The sequence below is a fragment of the Paenibacillus sp. GYB006 genome, from assembly GCF_036577645.1.
Classification (GTDB): Bacteria; Bacillota; Bacilli; order Paenibacillales; family Paenibacillaceae; genus Paenibacillus.
In genome coordinates, this window is record NZ_JARBDA010000002.1 from 79,822 (window position 1) to 97,985 (window position 18,164).

Annotated in this window: 14 protein-coding genes; 13 read left to right on the forward strand and 1 reads right to left on the reverse strand. The window is 43.0% G+C overall.

Going from position 1 to position 18,164, the window contains the following annotated elements:
• Nucleotides 1–19 precede the first annotated feature (19 nt).
• Nucleotides 20–367 (reverse strand): iron-sulfur cluster biosynthesis family protein, encoded by a 348-nt coding sequence (locus PV403_RS05825; protein WP_213529440.1) that lies wholly within the window; start codon nucleotides 365–367, stop codon nucleotides 20–22.
• A gap of 118 nt (nucleotides 368–485) precedes the next feature.
• Between PV403_RS05825 and PV403_RS05830 the strand changes: the two genes are divergently transcribed.
• The 13 genes from PV403_RS05830 to PV403_RS05890 all read left to right on the forward strand — a co-directional run bounded on the left by PV403_RS05830 (nucleotide 486) and on the right by PV403_RS05890 (nucleotide 17,928).
• Complete coding sequence (locus tag PV403_RS05830) at nucleotides 486–2,003, forward strand: carboxypeptidase M32 (protein ID WP_213529438.1); 1,518 nt, start codon at nucleotides 486–488, stop codon at nucleotides 2,001–2,003.
• Between the two features lie 254 nt (nucleotides 2,004–2,257).
• The gene (locus tag PV403_RS05835; RefSeq protein ID WP_213529436.1) at nucleotides 2,258–3,268 is read left to right on the forward strand and encodes an ABC transporter substrate-binding protein; all 1,011 of its coding nucleotides are present in this window, start codon (nucleotides 2,258–2,260) and stop codon (nucleotides 3,266–3,268) included.
• A gap of 27 nt (nucleotides 3,269–3,295) precedes the next feature.
• The gene (locus PV403_RS05840) at nucleotides 3,296–4,078 is read left to right on the forward strand and encodes an ABC transporter ATP-binding protein (RefSeq protein WP_332083835.1); all 783 of its coding nucleotides are present in this window, start codon (nucleotides 3,296–3,298) and stop codon (nucleotides 4,076–4,078) included.
• Nucleotides 4,075–4,914 carry an ABC transporter permease gene (locus tag PV403_RS05845; protein WP_332083837.1) on the forward strand — a complete coding sequence of 280 codons (840 nt, stop codon included), beginning with the start codon at nucleotides 4,075–4,077 and terminating at the stop codon, nucleotides 4,912–4,914. The genes PV403_RS05840 and PV403_RS05845 overlap by 4 nt, the downstream gene beginning before the upstream one ends.
• A gap of 190 nt (nucleotides 4,915–5,104) precedes the next feature.
• Complete coding sequence (locus PV403_RS05850) at nucleotides 5,105–6,079, forward strand: aromatic acid exporter family protein (protein WP_213529432.1); 975 nt, start codon at nucleotides 5,105–5,107, stop codon at nucleotides 6,077–6,079.
• A 103-nt stretch (nucleotides 6,080–6,182) separates the two neighbouring features.
• On the forward strand, nucleotides 6,183–6,740 hold the full coding sequence (locus PV403_RS05855; RefSeq protein ID WP_191799335.1) for an outer spore coat protein CotE: 558 nt from the start codon (nucleotides 6,183–6,185) through the stop codon (nucleotides 6,738–6,740).
• 111 nt (nucleotides 6,741–6,851) lie between these two features.
• On the forward strand, nucleotides 6,852–8,081 hold the full coding sequence (locus PV403_RS05860) for a putative amidoligase domain-containing protein (RefSeq protein WP_213529431.1): 1,230 nt from the start codon (nucleotides 6,852–6,854) through the stop codon (nucleotides 8,079–8,081).
• Between the two features lie 105 nt (nucleotides 8,082–8,186).
• Complete coding sequence (mutS, locus tag PV403_RS05865; RefSeq protein WP_213529430.1) at nucleotides 8,187–10,949, forward strand: DNA mismatch repair protein MutS; 2,763 nt, start codon at nucleotides 8,187–8,189, stop codon at nucleotides 10,947–10,949.
• Between the two features lie 37 nt (nucleotides 10,950–10,986).
• Nucleotides 10,987–13,032 (forward strand): DNA mismatch repair endonuclease MutL, encoded by a 2,046-nt coding sequence (gene mutL, locus PV403_RS05870; protein WP_213529429.1) that lies wholly within the window; start codon nucleotides 10,987–10,989, stop codon nucleotides 13,030–13,032.
• A 24-nt stretch (nucleotides 13,033–13,056) separates the two neighbouring features.
• Nucleotides 13,057–13,842, forward strand: coding sequence for a class I SAM-dependent methyltransferase (locus PV403_RS05875; protein ID WP_213529428.1), 786 nt, complete (start codon nucleotides 13,057–13,059; stop codon nucleotides 13,840–13,842).
• Nucleotides 13,826–14,779 carry a tRNA (adenosine(37)-N6)-dimethylallyltransferase MiaA gene (gene miaA, locus PV403_RS05880; protein WP_213529426.1) on the forward strand — a complete coding sequence of 318 codons (954 nt, stop codon included), beginning with the start codon at nucleotides 13,826–13,828 and terminating at the stop codon, nucleotides 14,777–14,779. Before PV403_RS05875 ends, miaA begins: the two co-directional genes overlap by 17 nt.
• A gap of 46 nt (nucleotides 14,780–14,825) precedes the next feature.
• Nucleotides 14,826–15,065 carry an RNA chaperone Hfq gene (gene hfq / locus PV403_RS05885; protein ID WP_160031946.1) on the forward strand — a complete coding sequence of 80 codons (240 nt, stop codon included), beginning with the start codon at nucleotides 14,826–14,828 and terminating at the stop codon, nucleotides 15,063–15,065.
• Nucleotides 15,066–15,240: 175 nt separating this feature from the next.
• Complete coding sequence (locus tag PV403_RS05890; protein ID WP_332083843.1) at nucleotides 15,241–17,928, forward strand: PBP1A family penicillin-binding protein; 2,688 nt, start codon at nucleotides 15,241–15,243, stop codon at nucleotides 17,926–17,928.
• Nucleotides 17,929–18,164: the final 236 nt, after the last annotated feature.

An 18,164-nucleotide genomic window follows, 5' to 3' on the forward strand; every position in this document is an offset into this window, starting at 1 on the left:
ATTGATAGGGTTTAACTAATTAGTCCTGAGTTTCTTGTATACGAGTATCCTTCGGAAACAGGTACATCCCATAATGTTGTCCGTTGCTGGATAGTCTCAAAGAACGATCACCAGGATCTGTGGATAAAATAAGTTCTTCCTCAAAAAAAACAGCCTTTGAGCCGTCAAGAATAAAGGTGAGCTCCGGGACATTGCTCTCAATTGTAATATCCAAAACTTCCGTGTTTGAAACAATATGAAATGCAGGAACGCCGCTTACTACACAACCGCAGCCTTCCGTGTCGTAAAACAAACGAATGACACCGGGCTTATCGCCAAGCTTTTTTTTAAGAAGCTCTTCTGCAGCCTTGTTTACTTTGATTTTCATAGTCACTCGTTCCCTCCTATATAACAAGATAAGTAATCTGGTCTGTAAAGTTGATTATACGACTTACAAAAAGTATGATCAATAGGAAGAGATTATATTGTAAACGAGGTGCATTGACATGAATCACGATATTCAAGCTAAATTCGAAGTTTTTTTGAATATGAATCGGAAAATAAAAAGTTATTACGAAGCTATCGGATTGCTTGATTGGGATCTCGCTACGGGGGCTCCACGTAAGGGCGTAGATACACGTTCTGAGACCATTGGTATGCTGGCAACGGAAGCATTCAAAATTTCGATCTCGGATGAAATGAAAGAACTCATCACTTATTTAACGAACGAAGATGTATTTAAGCAGCTTCAAGAGCAAGATCAGCGTCTGATTGAGGATGTAAAGCTGGAAATGAATCGTATGCAGTCCGTCCCGCCGGATAAATTCCACGCTTTTAGTGTGCTTGCGCCTAAGTCACAAGTGCAGTGGGAGAGTGCGAAAGAAAGCGGAGATTTCTCTGCTTTTGAACCTTACTTATCCCAAATCGTAGAAATGAAGAGAGAATTCATAGATTATTACGGCGTGAAAGATACGCGCTACGATACGCTGCTTGATATGTTTGAACCGGATCTCACGGTAGCAAAACTGGATGAAGTATTCAGTAGATTAAAAGCGCGTCTTGTTCCCCTGCAAGAAAAAATCAAAAATTCCGTACATAAACCGGATACTTCTTTTCTAGATCAATCTTTCGATATCAAGAAACAAGAAGAATTTAGCCGCTATATTCTTGGGGAAATGGGCTATGATTTTGAAGCCGGAAGACTCGACGAAAGCGTACATCCATTCGCTACAGGGCTTAATCCAGGGGATGTACGTATTACCACGCATTATTATGAAAAAGATGTGGCAAGCGCCGTATTCAGCTCACTTCATGAAGGCGGTCATGCGCTATATGAACAAAATATCGATCCGAAACTTGCAGGGACCCTCCTTGCAGAAGGAACTTCCATGGGAATTCATGAATCTCAATCGAGACTGTGGGAAAATATGATTGGCCGTAGTCTTCCTTTTTGGGAGCGTTACTACCCGGTATTACAGTCTTACTTCCCAGAGCAACTGAAAGATGTGTCTGTCAAATCTTTTTACCGCGCAATTAATAAAGTAGAGAGTTCACTCATACGTATTGAAGCAGACGAACTAACTTACAACTTGCATATCATCATCCGCTATGAAATAGAGAAAATGTTATTTAACGAGAATTTACCTGTTTCAGACCTTCCTGCCGTATGGAATGATAAATATAAACAATACCTCGGTGTGACACCTCCTCACGATGGATTGGGTGTTTTGCAAGATGTACACTGGTCGAGTGGAGATTTTGGTTATTTTGCGTCGTATTCACTGGGGAATATGTATGCTGCACAGATCGTTAACACGATGCGAAAAGAAATGCCAGAATTTGATCGTTATCTTCGAGAAGGAAATCTTTCACCGATTAAAGAATGGCTTACTGAAAAAGTATATCAATACGGTAAATCCCGTAAACCTTCTGAACTCATTCTTGCTATTACGGGAGAAGAGCTGAATCCAGATTACCTTGCAGATTATTTAGAGAATAAATATAAAGAGATCTATTCTTTATAGAGCTTAGATAGAGAGAGATATACTTGAAATATCGTTCTGATGAAAGCAACGAAATGTATTGAAATGAATTCACTTCGCTTTTAAAAAATAGAAAACAAAGCTGACGGTCATTATGACCTGTCAGCTTTTTTTACATAACGATGTAAAATATATGGAAACGGGCGCGATGATCTCCCGAATTCATTAACCATTTGTAAGTTCATTGCATACGTATACTCATAAATTGCATTGCTTACTTAGGGGAGGGTTCTAAGATGAAAGGAAAAGGATGGTGGAAGCTGCTTGTGCTGCCGGTTCTCCTGTTGAGTGTTGTTATGAGCGGGTGTACGGGCGGAAAAAGCAGCGGGGATGTAAAGGTAAGAGTAGGAGAGGTTACTCGTTCCGTATTTTACGCACCGGAATATGTAGCTGTCGCTAAAGGTTTTTTTAAGGAAGAAGGACTTGATGTAGAGATTCAAACGACCGCTGGTGGAGACAAGACAATGGCTGCTCTTTTGGCAGGATCCATTGATATAGCCTTGGTTGGGGCGGAAACGTCGATCTATGTATATCAGCAGGGAGCAGAAGACCCTGTCATTAATTTTGCCCAAGTAACGCAAACCGATGGAACCTTCTTATTCGCAAGAGACCAGCAAGGTGACTTTGACTGGTCGCAGCTTAAAAATAGTGAATTTCTCGGCCAGAGAAAAGGTGGCATGCCGCAGATGGCGGGAGAGTTTGCACTAGGTAAAAAAGGGATCAATCCTCACCAGGATTTGACGCTGATCCAAAATATCGATTTTGCAAACATTGCAGCTGCCTTTGCTTCGGGAACTGGAGATTATGTGCAGCTTTTTGAACCGCAGGCATCCATCTTTGAAAAGGAAGGTAGAGGGAAAGTAGTGGCTTCTTTCGGGGTGGAGAGCGGACATTTGCCTTATACGGTATTTATGACAAAGCAAAGCTATATAAAGGCGAACCAAGAGACGGTAACCAAATTCACTAGAGGTCTTCATAAAGCACAGACTTGGGTGAATGAGCACTCATCCGAAGAAATTGCGGAAGTGATCATGCCTTATTTTAAAGATGCGGATCCATCGATAGTTACCAGCAGTATAGAGCGATATAAAGCTCAAGAAACTTATGCCACTGACCCAATCATTGATGAGGAAGAATGGAATAACTTGCTTGCAGTTATGAAAAATGCAGGAGAGCTGAAAGAGGAAGTTCCCGCTTCTGCCATTGTGAATAACGATTTTGCAAATGACGTTATCTCTTCCAAGTGAAGCCTTTTTATCAAAGGAAGTGAGTAAATGAATTTAATAGAGATGAAGGATATTACCCATGTCTATGTGACCGAGAGAGAAGCAAAACTCGCCATTGAATCACTTCATTTAGAGATAAATGAGGGCGAGTTCGTTAGTCTTGTCGGTCCGAGCGGCTGCGGCAAAACAACGATACTCTCTATGATCGCTGGACTTCTTTTTCCTACAAAAGGAGAAGTCAGGTTATCTGGAGATGTGATTAAGTCCCCCTCCCCCAAGGTTGGATATATGCTGCAGCAGGATTATTTGTACCCGTGGCGGACCATTAGGGAGAATATACTCATTGGTCTTGAAATTACAGGACAGCTTACGAAAGATTCTGCGCAAAAAACAAGCGAGATGCTCGCGAATATGGGCCTCGCAGGGACAGAAAACCTCTACCCTTCGTCCTTATCAGGGGGGATGCGCCAGCGGGTAGCACTTGTGCGAACGTTGGCAACAAGCCCTGACCTGCTCCTGCTGGATGAACCTTTTTCAGCGCTAGACTATCAAACGAAACTTCAACTTGAAGATCTGATCTCTGACATACTCCGAGAACAGGGGAAGACGGCGATCCTGGTAACACATGATTTATCTGAAGCGATTGCTGTAAGTGATAAAGTGATTGTACTCGATAAAAATCCGGGGAGAATTCGCAGAACATTCCTGATTCCAGATGAAATTCGAAAGGCGCAGCCTTTTTATGCGCGGGAACAGGCAGGATTCAATGAACTATTTAATGAGATATGGAGAGAACTGGAAGACACAGATGGAAAGGAGGATAACAGATGAAGGAGCAAGAAGGTTTGGATCCATCTCAAGGGCAGGACTGGCTTGGGCAAATTCATGGTCAGTACAATCGCAAACGAAAATCCTTGCGCCGAAAAGTCAGTCTTACCCAGATTGGTATTCTCATTATCATGTTTCTATCGTGGGAAGTCGCTGGAAGAATGAAATGGATTGATGTGCTACTTTTCAGTTATCCTTCTAAAATCTTTGGACAGCTTGGTAAGGATGTAGCCAGCGGTGAAATTTGGAGTCACTTATCCGTTACTGTATTTGAGACGGTGGTTGGGTTTCTGCTTGGAACCATTCTAGGAACGCTCATTGCCATCTTGATCTGGTGGTCCCCTTTCTTGTCCAAGGTTCTTGATCCATACCTCGTTGTATTTAATAGTATGCCCAAAGTAGCCCTCGGGCCCATCTTTATCGTCATGTTTGGGGCTGGTTTTACCGCGATCATCATGACCACCATCTCCATTACCGTCATTATTACAACGCTCGTTGTGTATAACAGCTTTAATGAAGTAGATCCGAATTATGTGAAGGTTGTTCGTACTTTTGGGGCGAACCGTAAGCAAATCTTTCGAAAAGTTATTTTTCCTGCTTCGTTTCCGGCGATTGTCTCTACTTTAAAAGTGAATGTGGGGCTTGCTTGGATCGGGGTTATCGTCGGAGAATTTCTTGTTGCGAAGGAAGGGCTTGGATATCTCATTATTTATGGCTTTCAGGTATTTAACTTTACGCTCGTCATGTCGAGTCTTATCGTCATCGCCGTTGTTGCTACGATGATGTACCAACTTGTAGCCTGGCTTGAACGTAAACTGATGGGAGGCCGTGAATTATAGCACGAATGGAACAAATAATGTAAAAAAGACACGGAAATATGTAGATTTAGCGTCACCCGAATAAGTTACATTGTTCGGCTAACAAAAATCATGTACGATAAATACCTACGATCCGTTTGGGTAATAACAAGGTTGTCTGCATTCGTGTAGAACCTAGATTGCCGATAGAGATAGAGGAGAGATATCATACATGGGGTTTCGCGTTATTAAAACAGCTATTGCAGCTCTTATGGCTGTTCTGATTGCTGATGCGGCGGGCTTGCATAGTCCGACCTCGGCAGGTCTACTCGCTATACTTGGAGTGGACGTAACTCGCAAAAGAAGCCTGAAAACCATTTCGGCACGTTTTTTCGCGTCGGTAGTCGGGCTTCTTTTTGCATCTGTTCTGTTTGCAGTATTGGGATTTCATTACTGGGTGCTGGCAGCATATATACTAACCGCTTTTCCTGCGATTGTACGAGCAGGGTTTAAAGAGGGCATCGTCACCGGCTCTGTTGTTGTATTTCGGGTATTTAACGGAGGGGAGATCAGTTTTGAAGTCATCGGAGTTCAGATTCTGATGCTTATTATTGGTCTGGGTTCGGCTATGGTTGTGAATATGGCTTACATGCCGAAACCGGATAATAAACTATTAAACATAAGACACGACATTGATGCATTATTTTCTGTGATTTTCAAGGAATTTGCTAACACCTTAAAGGATCCTTCTTATGTTTGGGGCGGGAAAGAGATTATTGAAGCAGAAAAAGTGATATCAAGCGGAATTGCAGCTTCTAAAATGTATCTCGAAAATCAGGTTATTCATCCAAACGAAGAATGGACGGTTTATTTTTACATGCGAAAGACGCAGCTAGATTCAATTCAGCATATGATGCATCTGATCTCACAAGTATATACAACGATGACACATGCCGAGATGGTAGCAGAATTATTTGATCAGCTAAGCGCCGATGTTCATACCGAGTTCTATACGGGACGTACCGAAAAACTGCTGCAAGAGATGGAAGAACAGTTTCGTGTTATGGACCTTCCAACCACAAGGGAGGAATTTGAAATTCGTTCAGCGATTAGACAACTGTGCAGAGAACTTGGATTATATTTAAAAATTGCGAAAAAAGATAAAGCTCCTTTTCCGTGTCAGCAAAAGGAGAATAGCTTTTTATAAATAAATCTTTTATTAATAGAAAAAATAAGTGACTTAATCAATCAACAAATGCCCATGTCCTGCATACATATAAATGGAATGATTGTATGGAGGAGGTTCAAAGATGTCATTAGGTCATAAACAACAATGTAGAGAGATTATAACGAAAGCGATCTGCGGCAAAGGTCGTAAGTTCTCTACCGTAACACATACTGTGACTCCGCCACATAATCCTACCAGTATTTTAGGTGCATGGATTATAAATCACGAGTACGAGGCGGTTGCGGCTGGTGACGGAATTGAAGTGATTGGTACTTACGATATCAATATTTGGTATTCTTATGACCAAAACTCTCAAACCGACGTTGCTAAGGAAACAGTGTCTTATGTAGAGAATGTTCCACTGTCGTACCTTGATCCGAAACACCGTGCTTCTACAGTAGAGGTTTCTGCGGAGTCAACACAGGAGCCGAGCTGCGTAGAAGCAAGTGTATCTTCAAATGGTGAGAGTGTACTTATTCGGGTGGAACGCGAATTCGCTGTCGAACTGATTGCCGAAACCAAAGTCAATGTGCTTGTTAGTCCTCATGGCTGTGGGGACGATGACAAAGATTATGATTTTGGTACAGTCGAAGCAGATTTTGATGAACTTGATCCAGACTCACTGGATGATGAACTGTAATTGCTTTTTCGATCTGTATAGTGCATCATATGCGCCGAACTCTTCGGCGTAGAGGGCGGCAGCCCTCCTTTTTTTATTTTTTTTAGCCTGAAGGAGAAGGGTGGAAGCGGGATGGCAGTAATCCGGAATTTGCCTTTATATGAGCAGATGTCTATCGCAGAACGAACTGCGAGACTAAAACGTTCGGGTCTCGGTTCCGCCCTCTCTATACATAGAGAGCAAGAAAATCATTTTAAAGTATATTATGAAGTGCTAGTTAGTCAGCTGAAGGCATTGCGAGTTCGGAAGGTAGTATACACAGGAATAAAACAAGTGAAAGAGATATCCGTACTAAAAATAGAAGAAACGTCCCGTTATAGAAGAATTGAGCGTGCCGCTGTAAAGGCAGCATATGCACTGAATTTAGTGCACGCAGAGATTGTGCTGGAAGCATCGGAGAAAGGAGCTGTCGTTACGAGTGTCAACGATTATCCTTGGCTCCTAAGTGATGACATTCGTCAGATGTACGAACAGGCTGTAAGGGAAACAGAACTCGCTTTGGAAGCAGAAGTAGAAGCGGGCACTGTACCGGTACTTGGTATGGACCCTGAGTTTTTACTATTACGTGAAGACAGATCTATGGTTCCTGCTTCTCAGTTTTTGGATCGTCAGGGAGAAGCGGGATGTGACTCGATTTCTCGGGAAGGAAGAAGGGTTTATCCTGTAGCCGAACTCCGTCCAAGTCCGAGTGCGGAACCGAGAGAACTCATAACACACCTTATGCATGCGTTTCGTACGGCTTCTTCCCTAATTACTGATCGTTCTTTAATCTGGTGTGCAGGAGGAATGCCTGTAAAAGGGATTCCTCTAGGGGGACACGTACATTTTAGCCGGGTGGTGCTTAGCTTTGAGCTCCTAAGAGCACTCGACAATTATTTAGCGCTGCCTGTTGCTATACTGGAAGATCCGAGAAGTGCCGGAAGAAGGCCTCGTTATGGATACCTGGGAGATTTTCGAGTTCAGCCCTACGGAGGATTTGAATATCGTACGCTGCCGAGCTTTCTAGTCTCTCCCATGATCGCAAAAGGGGTCGTGGCTATGGCAGGACTTATTGCTTCTCAGTACCGGAGACTAAACCTGCGGCCGCTGGATCAGCCAGTGATCCATGCAGCTTTTTATGAAGGGGACCAGGTTTTGCTGCGTTCTGTTATGGAGCCCCTTTTGCAAGAAATGATTCTCCTTCCTGAATACCGCAAATTTCATAAATATATAAGTCCGCTAGTGTCTGCCTTATATGAAGGAAAGACGTGGGATGAAACAAGGGATATCCGGCCTTTGTGGAATATTCCGCTAGAGCCATGACATGCTTAGTCTTTTTGTTATAATAGAGATCTGAACGATAGAAAGCCGTATCTTAGATAAAAGATATGTAAGCTTTACAACGTGTAGCAGGAGTGGATAAATATCATGGCACAATATACGCCGATGATTCAGCAATATTTGAAAGTAAAAGAGCAAGCGCAAGATGCGTTTCTTTTTTTTCGTTTAGGCGATTTTTATGAAATGTTTTTTGAAGATGCAATACTTGCCGCTAAGGAACTAGAGATTACACTTACCGGCCGGGAAGGCGGAGTAGGTGAAAAAATTCCGATGTGCGGAGTGCCTTATCACTCTGCTGATAACTATATTCATCGTTTGATTGAAAAAGGATATAAAGTAGCCATCTGTGAACAGATGGAAGATGCGGCAACAACAAAAGGGATGGTACGCAGGGAAATTGTGCGTGTCATTACGCCGGGAACCGTGATGGAAGGCAAGACGCTTGGCGATAAAAGCAATAACTATATGGTCTGCCTCACACAGAAAAACGGAATGATCGCCATTTCCGCATGTGATCTATCTACGGGCGAACTTTATTTAACATCAGCCCTTTATTCTGAAAAGTGGCTAAAAGATGAAATTGGGATTTATGAACCGTCAGAGATTCTTGGTGACGCAGCCCTTCTCCATACGGTAAAGAGTGAACTGATGACGGGGAATCGTCCTGTTACCTATACGGAATATGAGAAGAATAAAGCTGACTTCGTTATTGAGCAGTTTGGAGAAACGGTATGGGCAAGACTTGGTGAAGAACGTCAGCACTGTCTCGCGACTTTATTCTCGTATCTTCATGAGACGCAAAGACGCTCTCTTGGTCAGCTTACAGAGGTATCGACTTATGAACCTGATAACTATATGATCCTTGATCCTTTTACTAGAAGGAATCTAGAACTTGTAGAAACGGTGCGCGATCGGTCGAAGAAAGGCTCCCTTCTGTCTCTCATTGATAAGACGGAGACCTCCATGGGTGCAAGAATGCTCCGCCGCTGGATCGATAAACCTCTTTTGCAAAAAAACAAAATTGAAGAGCGTCTGGAAGCGGTAGACAAGTTGTATCATCAGTTTATCTTACGTCAGGATATTCGGGAGCAGCTGCAAGAAATCTATGATCTGGAACGCCTAGTCGGACGGATTGCATTTGGGAATGCGAACGGCCGGGATATGAATGCACTAAAAGTATCACTTACAAGGGTTCCTGCTTTGATTGAATTATGTCTGAACTCTCCATCTGAAACATTGCAGAAGATCGCGAGTTCCTTAGATCACTGTTCTGACCTAAAGGAACTGATCGAGGAAGCTATCGTGGAGGAGCCGCCCGTTTCCGTACGGGACGGGGGAATGATTCGTGAAGGGTATCATGAACATCTTGATGAGCTGCGTTATGCGAGTGTGAACGGGAAACGTTGGATTGCTGAACTTGAGGCCAGAGAGCGTGAAGCAACAGGTATTCGCTCTCTTAAGATCGGATACAACAAAGTATTCGGTTATTACATTGAAGTGACCAAATCGAATGTTGCTTCCTTGCCAGAAGGAAGGTATGAGCGGAAGCAGACGCTTGCGAATGCGGAACGTTATATCACTCCGGAGCTGAAAGAGAAGGAGTCACTGATTCTTGAAGCCGAAGAAAAAATGGTAGGACTAGAGTATTCTCTATTCATTGAACTTCGGGATAAGTTGGCAGGTGAAATAAAAAGACTTCAGCGTCTCGCTGAACAAGTCGCAGAGATTGATGTCTATCAATCCCTTGCTACGGTGAGTGCGGAACGAGGTTTTGTAAAGCCTGTTATTACGGATGCATTTAATATGAAGATTAAGCAAGGCAGACACCCTGTCGTAGAATCCGTCATGAGAGATGGATCGTTTATGGCTAATGATACCTTGATGGAACAAGAAGATCCGCGTATTTTGCTAATCACTGGACCTAATATGGCAGGGAAAAGCACCTATATGCGGCAGGTTGCTTTGATTTCAATTTTGGCGCAAATGGGTTCGTTTGTACCTGCTGCGCAGGCAGAAGTTCCGATTATGGACCGGATTTTTACAAGAATTGGCGCAGGTGATGATCTCATTGGAGGTCAAAGTACATTCATGGTTGAAATGGCTGATATTCAGATCATGACAGAAAAAGCAACACCGCGGAGTTTAATTATTATTGATGAGCTTGGCCGGGGTACCTCTACAAGTGAAGGAATGGCCATTGCTCAGTCTGTGATTGAATATGTGCATGATCATATTGGTTGTAAGGCGCTTGTATCGACTCATTTTCATGAGCTGTCTCATCTGGAGGATAGTCTATCTTCTCTTCGCAACTACTCGATGGCAGTTCAGGAGAAAGAAGATGAAGTTCAGTTCCTGCGCAAATTAATTCCGGGGGCTGCGAGCAGCAGTTACGGTATTTATGTAGCTAGACTTGCAGGTCTGCCTGGCTCAATTATCGAGCGAGCAAAGGGTCTCATTCATGAGACGATGGGTACGATGGACAAGCATGATCATGAGAAGAATGCACAGGCAGAGTCTGCTGCTGGCAGAGAACAAAGCGCGGCAACTTCTGAGGATAACACGCATTCTGATCTAAAATCCGAGCTGGATGGACGTAAGACAGATGAATATGTCATGGAATCACCGCTATTCGAGACAGCGGAAGAGAATACGCAAGATACAGAAGTAGTTCAGCTTTCGATTTTTGATGAAGAAGACATGATACCGAAGAAAAAAGCAACCCACTCAGAGGTAGATCCAGCTGTGAAGCAAATCATCAAGAAACTAAAAACAGCGGATTTAATGAATATGACCCCGCTGGAAACAATGCAGTTTGTGAATGACCTGAAAATGAAAGTAAATGATCTATAATTTAAAATATAGTTTGAAATAAAGGGAGGGTTAAAAGGTGGCTAAAATTCATGTCCTGGATGAACATATTGCAAACCAGATTGCTGCAGGTGAGGTTGTAGAAAGACCCGCTTCTGTAGTAAAGGAGCTTGTAGAAAATTCGATCGATGCAGGCAGTACTCGAATTGACGTCTCTGTCTATGAAGGGGGACTTCAAACGATTCGTGTCACGGATAACGGCGGCGGCATAGATCCCGATGATATGGAAACCGCCTTTTACCGTCACGCAACAAGTAAAATCGAGAATGGCAGAGATCTGTTTGAAATTACGAGTTTAGGATTTCGAGGAGAAGCACTTCCGAGTATTGCAGCCGTGTCTAAAGTTCGTCTTGTCAGCTCGAATAAGGACGATGGGCGGGGTAGAGAGATTGTAATTGAAGGCGGTAAATTAATAAGGCATGAAGATATCACCGCTTCTCAAGGTACTGATTTTACGGTAGAAGAACTTTTCTATAATACACCAGCAAGACTGAAATATATGAAGACCATCCAGACAGAGCTCGGTCATATCTCAGATGCGATATACCGTATGGCGTTGTCGCATCCCGATATCGCATTTACCCTAAGACATAATGGGAATATGCTGCTGCAGACGATTGGAAACGGAGACTTAGTTCAGGTGATTGCTGCCATATACGGAACTTCTGCGGCCAAAACCATGCTCCCGGTAAACGGAGAAAACCTGGATTATAAGATTAGCGGATTTGTGAGTCGGCCCGATTTTACGAGAGCCAACCGTAACGGAATATCAACGATTATAAACGGAAGATATATTAGAAACTATGGACTGAACCAAGCGCTTCTTAAGGCGTACCATACACTACTACCTATTAATCGGTTCCCGCTGGCCGTATTACAGCTTGAGATGCATCCGTCGCTAGTTGATGTGAACGTGCATCCAGCTAAGCTCGAAGTGCGATTTAGTAAAGAAGCTGAACTTTACGCTTTTGTAGAGGAGATTGTACATGCTGCTCTGCGGCAGGAAGTGTTAATACCGCAGGTGGTTAAGCAAACGATTGGTAAGCCGGGCAGCACTTCTATTGTGCAGGAACAATTCCATTTTCCAAGAGGAAAGATTGAAGATCGTGCGGAAACCAAGCAGTTCTCTGGTTCTTTTGCGAAGCAGTTACCTTTTTCTGAAGAAAAAGAGTTACCTGCTACTGAAATGAGAGAGAGCGCGGTTCATTATGATGGGCAGGTTCAGGCTAAGGATCAGATACTTCCTTCCAAAGGTTTGAAAGATGATCTTGATGAAGACTACATTCAGCCGGATGGGAAGCAGGAGCGTCTTTCACCCTTTAATTATTCAGAAGCTTCTTCAGAAGTGAGAAATGAGCGTCAACAAGTAAAACAATCTCAGCTCAATAAGTCCTTTAAAGACTATTATCGTGATATCGCTGCATCCAAAAGTAACAAACCAGACGATCCTCATCATCAGTCTTCGGAGAGACCAGAGCTTCCTGAGTTTCCCGAACTATCTCTGATTGGTCAACATCACGGAACGTATTTGATAGCGCAAAATGATAGCGGGCTTTATTTGATCGATCAGCATGCTGCTCATGAGCGAATAAATTATGAGTTTTATTATAAGCAGTTTGGTAATCCAGTAGAGGCATCTCAGGAGCTGCTGCTTCCGATCACCCTTGAGTTTACCCCTTCAGAAACAGAACAGCTGAAAACGAAGCTTCCGTGGTTTGAGAAAGCAGGTGTATATCTGGAGCATTTTGGAGGGCAGACTTTTCGTGTTACTTCCTACCCTTACTGGTTCCCAAAAGGAAGTGAAGAATCAATTATTCTAGAAATGGCAGAATGGGTGTTATCGGAAAGGTCCATTGACTTATCAAAACTGCGGGAAGCATCTTCTATTATGTGTTCATGTAAGGCATCAATTAAGGCAAATCAAAAATTGACTGAAAAAGAAGCCGAGGTCTTGCTTCAAAGACTCGCTGCGTGTAAGCAGCCATACACATGTCCACATGGAAGACCTATAGTCGTTTCCTTTTCAACGTATGATTTAGAAAAAATGTTTAAAAGAGTTATGTAAATTGGAATAAGGAACGGAGAAATTATGTTAATTACAACTGGGGAAACAAAAAATGGGGATCTAGTGAAACGAGCAATGGAGTTGGCAGAAGCCACTGGATCTTTATATGTCCCGCGAAATAAAACGTCTCTAGCCCGGCTTGCAGAAGAGTACAAGGATGATGAGATTGTTGTGGTCGTAAAGGAAGGAGCACGTCTTAACCGCCAAAACGAGCCAGAGCTTTCTTTTCACCCGAGTATGGGGTATGTCAGAGCGAAGCGGATTCTACGGGGGGAAAGTGATCCGATGCTCACGGCAGGTGACATCAAGGAAGGAGATACCGTGCTTGATTGCACAGCCGGATTAGGTACGGATGCCCTGGTTTTTGCTGTAGCTGTTGGAAAAAGCGGTCACGTTATTGCTTGTGAAAGCTCGCATTCCTTATATACCTTATTACTCGAAGGAATGAAGTACTACCGTACAGGCAAGCCTGAGGTAAATGAGGCCTTAAGATCGATTGAACTAAAACATAGTGATCACCTGAGTTTGCTCAAGCAGATGGAAGATAAGAGCGTTGACGTTATTTATTTCGACCCTATGTTTCGTCAGCCGATGCTGGATTCGAGCGGAATAAAGCCGCTTCGTCCATTCGCAAATAGTGCTGCGCTGCAGTTAGAGAGTATAATAGAGGCGCGCAGGGTCGCAAGAAAGCGAATCGTAATGAAAGAAAAAGCCGGAAGCGACGAATTTACAAGACTTGGGTTTCGTGAACCCGATCGTTCGAGGTCGAAAATAGTGTACGGAGTGATAGAACTTGACAATGAGCAATAAGCCCAAGCTGCTTGTCCTTGTAGGCCCTACAGCGGTGGGAAAGACAAAAATGAGTATAGAACTGGCCAAAACATTTAATGCCGAGATCATTTCAGGTGATTCTATGCAGGTATATCGGCAGATGGATATCGGAACAGCGAAGATTAAACCAGAAGAAATGAATGGAATTCCCCATCATCTCATTGATATTCATGAGCCTGACTATCCTTATTCGGTAGCAGAATTTCAAGAGAACTGCCGTCACTTGATCGAAGATATTCATGCGAGAGGAAAGTTGCCTTTTATCGTAGGAGGCACAGGACTTTATGTGGAATCCGTCTGTTATAATTTTCAATTCTCGGAAGTGGGCTCTGATGAAGAATTCCGTAAGGAACAATTTGATTATGCGGATGTACACGGACCTGAGAAACTCCATGAAAAATTAAGAGAAATTGATCCGCCGAGTGCCGAAAGATTACACCCTAATGATGTTAGACGTGTGATTAGATCGCTTGAAATTTATCATATGACAGGCATGAGACAATCCGATCAGCTTGCAGCACAAAAAAAGGAATCTCCGTATGATCTATGTATCGTCGGTTTGACAATGGATAGACAAATGCTATATAAACGTATTGAAGACCGTATTGATGAAATGATGGAAGAAGGTTTAGTACAGGAAGTAGCTGCGCTGCTAGACCATGGTGTGGGACCAGGCTGCATTTCTATGCAAGGTCTCGGATACAAAGAGATAGCTTCTTATCTTCGAGGAGAAGTTCCGCTAGAAACCGCAGTAAGTGAACTGAAGAGAGATACGCGTCGCTTCGCCAAACGACAGCTATCCTGGTTCAGACATATGAAAGATATTCATTGGGTGGATATGACGGATACTGCAAATTTTTCTACGAGTTTCGCTATGATACGTGATATAATAGCTGAAAAGCTGAATTTGAAGTAACATCATCTTCAAAACAATCTAATAGAATTATTGGGGGTACGGCTAAATGACCAAGTCCATCAACATCCAGGATACGTTCTTGAATCAAATGCGGAAAGAAAATATTCCAGCAACCATATTTCTAGTCAACGGTTTTCAAATTCGAGGTACGGTAAAGGCATTTGATAATTATACGATAGTTGTCGATAGTGACGGACGCCAACAAATGATCTATAAGCATGCCATATCCACATTTACACCTCAGCGCAACATTTCACTGATGCAAAATGGAAACAATGAAGAATAAAGCATGAAACTTTCTTAAAATGAAATCGTTAATAGTGATAAGGAATTGGCGGAGCAACCTGTAAAGGTTGTTCTTTTACTTCCTGCGGTATTTTTCCATGTTTCTACAAATACTAAAGAAAAAGACATAAGGTAGCATGCATTATGCGTACCGAAAAAGGAGTCAGGGAGGTATCATGTCAAACGATACACTGTCCAGATCCGGCAATCGCAACAATAAGAATAATAAAAAGAAACCAAGCGATAAGAAAGCCGGATCTAAGAAGAAGAAATTTACACGTAAACGCGTAGGTTGGACTTTATTTTTCACCGCAGCTTTTGCCATATTCATTGCACTGGCTGGGTACTTGTTCATCATGGTTAGTGGAGAACGCATTTTAACTGCAAACCTAGATAAGATGACTGTGAACGAAACATCGAAAGTATATGACTCAGAAGGAAATGAGATTAGTGAGCTTTCGATAGAAAACTGGGAACCAGCTAAAGAAGATGAAATTCCTCAGCTCGTAAAAGATGCATTTGTCGCTACAGAGGACCGCAGATTTTATGAACATAATGGTGTAGATCTATGGTCCATTGCCCGTGCGGCGGTAAAAGACGTTATGGCGCGTTCATTAGTTGAAGGAGGAAGTACGATTTCCCAGCAGTTAGCGAAGAACGTATTCTTAACTCGGGATAAAACGTTCTTCCGTAAAGCTACAGAAGTGTCTATTGCTCTCGCGATTGAGCGGAAGTATACCAAAGATGAGATCCTTACCATGTATTTGAATCGTGTGTGGTTTGGATATCAGGAGTATGGAATTAAAGCAGCTTCGCAGTTTTATTTTGGTAAAGATGATTTGAATGATCTTGAACTATGGGAAATCGCGACACTGGCTGCGATTCCAAAAGGGCCGTCTGCTTATAATCCTTCAGGAAACCCAATCGATTCCAAAGCTCGCCGGGGTGTAGTTCTTGATCTGATGTATGAACAAGGATATATCTCAAAGGAAGAGATGGAAGAAGCGAAGGAAGTTGAGTACACATACGAAAGACCAAAAGAAGAACGTAAATATGATTCGTATGTCGACTATGTTCTGAAAGAAGCCGAAGAGGTAACAGGCAAAACTACCGATGATTTGAATATTGGCGGATATCAGATTTATACAGCGATGAGTACGCAGGCTCAGGAAGCGGTCGAAGAAGCTTTCAAGAACGATGATCTGTTTGAAGATAGTCCTGATGATGAGAAAGTTCAAGGATCTATGGTTATTATGGATCATGAGACAGGAAGTATCGTTGCTCTTCAAGGAGGACGCGATTATCAGCGTCAAGGCTTCAACCGAGCAACAAGCAGTTATCGTCAGCCGGGATCGGCATTTAAACCGATTGCATCTTATGCACCAGCCCTTGAGACAGGGAAATTTACGAAAAACTCTAGTTTGAGTAATGAACAGCAATGTTTTGGTAACTACTGTCCGAAGAACTTGCACGGATACTCCAGCACCATTGGAATGGCAGATGCGATTACAAAATCAGAGAATATCCCAGCAGTTTGGTTGCTTAACCAAATTGGTGTAGGTACAGGTTACGACTTTGCTAAAAAACTTGGTATTACGATGACCGAAGATGATCGTAACCTTTCGATGGCGCTCGGCGGTCTGAATAAAGGGACGAATACACTGGAAATGGCTGCAGCCTACAGCGCATTTGCCAATCGCGGTCAATACCAGGAAGGTTATGCAATTACGAAGATCGTAAATAGTGATGGCAAAACAATCTATGAGCATAAAGATGATAAAGAACAAGTGATGAGCGAAGAAACAGCTTATCAGATGACTGAAATGATGCAAGAAGTCGTAAACAGCGGGACAGGTACAAGTGCTAGACTGAGCCGTCCAGTTGCGGGTAAGACAGGTACGACCCAAAGCGGTATTTCTGGAAACAGTGCAAACCGTGATGTATGGTTTGTTGGTTATACACCGGAATATACGGCAGCCGTATGGATGGGGTATGATAATCCAGATGCAGAACACATGCTGAAAAACAGCAGTAAACTTGCTGCTACCTTCTTCAGTACAGTTATGGAAAAGGCATTGGAAGGGGTAGAACGGAAAGAATTCTTTACACCAAAGAATGAAATTCCTGACACTCCTGAGGCTCCTCCGGTAGAAGAACCGGAAGTAAATGTATCCGTCAGCGGTCTGAGTGCTTCGTATGATGTTAACCAAAAAGCGGTATCTCTTAGCTGGAAAGGTTCATCGGCAGAGGGTGAGAAGTACCGCGTGTATCGTAAAGAATCTTCAGAAGGTTCATTTACCCGAATCCAAGATGGTATCTCAGATACAAGTGCAACCGATACGGGAGCATTACCGGGGCTCACTTATGAGTACTATGTAACAGCCATTAACCCAGTGAACGGAGAAGACTCAGCTCCATCGAATACAGTCACTCTCTTCATTGAAGCAGAAGAGGTAATACCAGAAGAGCCAGAGCAGCCAGAAACCATTCCTGATGAGGGAGACGAAAACTCCGGCGAAAACCAGAATGGTAATGATAATGGTGAAAATAACGGAAATGGTAATGGAAATGGCACGGGTAATGGATCAAATGAAGGAAATGGTAATGGTAGCGGGAATGGCAACAGCACCGGTAACGGTAATGGTAACGCCAACGGCAACAGTGATGGAAATAATGCAGGAAATGAAAGTGGCGGCGGTGAAACGGAAACCCCAGATCGTGGTGAAAACAGCGAATCTGGTGGGGGAAATGAAACTACCCCTCCTGAAGAAACGGTTCCTCCTGCTAGTGAAACCCCTCCTTCTACTAATGGAGCTACCACTCCTCAAGCCGATACAAATAAACAAGATGGAACTACACCCTAAATAAATCATTTTTATTCAAAAGAAGCCAGCAGGTGATGACACCTGCTGGCTTCTTTCTGTTCTATGGGAAGCGACTTTGAGTGTATATCTTAAATATGGTAAGCTGTAAATACCTTGTAGATCGTTCTTGATTGAGATATGAAATTATATAAATTAAGAACTTGGATGTAGTGAAGGGATCACTCCATCTATAATGAAAGGCATCCCGATTGGGATGTGAGTAATGAATGAAGAGG